Source organism: Flavobacterium xizangense (assembly GCF_054075145.1).
In genome coordinates this window covers 268-1830 of sequence record NZ_JBSIPG010000023.1, presented here as the reverse complement: position 1 = coordinate 1830, position 1563 = coordinate 268, and the positions used below count along the sequence as shown (strand labels likewise).

Below are 1563 nucleotides of genomic sequence, written 5' to 3'. Positions count from 1 at the left end.
GTTGACTATACCGTCGGGGGCACTTATCCGATATTGAACAACGGATGCACGGCCGATCAGGAACTTCAGTTGACGGTAACCCCGAAGCCTTCAAAAATCATAACGACGGCCACGATCTGCTCAGGCGAGACTTATACATGGTCTGCAAACTCAGTTGACTATACCGTCGGGGGCACTTATCCGATATTGAACAACGGATGCACGGCCGATCAGGAACTTCAGTTGACGGTAACTCCGAAGCCTTCAAAAATCATAACAACGGCCACGATCTGCTCAGGCGAGGCTTATACCTGGTCTGCAAACTCAGTTGACTATACCGTTGGGGGTACTTATCCGATATTGAACAACGGATGCACGGCCGATCAGGAACTGCAGTTGACGGTAACTCCGAAGCCTTCAAAAATCATAACGACAGCCACGATCTGTTCAGGCGACACCTATAATTGGGCGGTGAACTCGACGGCTTATACGACAGGCGGAACCTATACAATTACAAACAACGGCTGTACCGCCGATCAGGAACTTCAGTTGACGGTAACTCCGAAGCCTGCAAAAATCATAACGACAGCCACTATCTGCTCAGGCGAGATTTATACATGGTCTGCAAATTCAGTTGATTATACCGTCGGGGGGACTTATCCGATATTGAACAACGGATGCACGGCCGATCAGGAACTGCAGTTGACGGTAACCCCGAAACCGGCCAAAGTGATCACGACAGCCACGATCTGTTCAGGTGATACCTATAATTGGGCGGTGAACTCGACGGCTTATGCGACAGGCGGAACCTATACAATTGCAAACAATGGCTGTATCGCCGATCAGGAACTGCAGTTGACGGTAACTCCGAAGCCTTCAAAAATCATAACGACGGCCACGATCTGCTCGGGGGAGACTTATACATGGTCTGCAAACTCAGTTGATTATACCGTCGGGGGCACTTATCCGATATTGAACAACGGATGCACGGCCGATCAGGAACTTCAGTTGACGGTAACTCCGAAGCCGGCAAAAATCATAACGACAGCCACGATCTGCTCAGGCGAGACTTATACATGGTCTGCAAACTCAGTTGACTATACCGTCGGGGGCACTTATCCGATATTGAACAACGGATGTACGGCCGATCAGGAACTTCAGTTGACGGTAACTCCGAAGCCGGCAAAAATCATAACGACAGCCACGATCTGTTCCGGTGATACCTATAATTGGGCGGTGAACTCGACGGCTTATACGACAGGCGGAACCTATACAATTACAAACAACGGCTGTACCGCCGATCAGGAACTGCAGTTGACGGTAACTCCGAAGCCGGCAAAAATCATGACGACGGCCACGATCTGTTCCGGTGATACCTATAATTGGGCGGTCAATTCGACGGCTTACACGACAGGCGGAACCTATACCGTTACAAACAACGGCTGTACGGCGGATCAGGAACTTCAGTTGACAGTAACCCCGAAGCCTTCAAAAATCATAACGGCGGCCACGATCTGTTCCGGTGATACCTATAATTGGGCGGTCAATTCGACGGCTTACACGACAGGCGGAACCTATACCGTT

At 50.2% G+C, this 1563-nt stretch carries 1 protein-coding gene; it reads left to right on the top strand.

Translation table 11 applies throughout. The features are described 5' to 3' along the window. On the top strand, positions 1-1563 hold a 1563-nt coding region (locus ACWA1B_RS22320), incomplete at both ends, for a hypothetical protein (protein WP_456910775.1).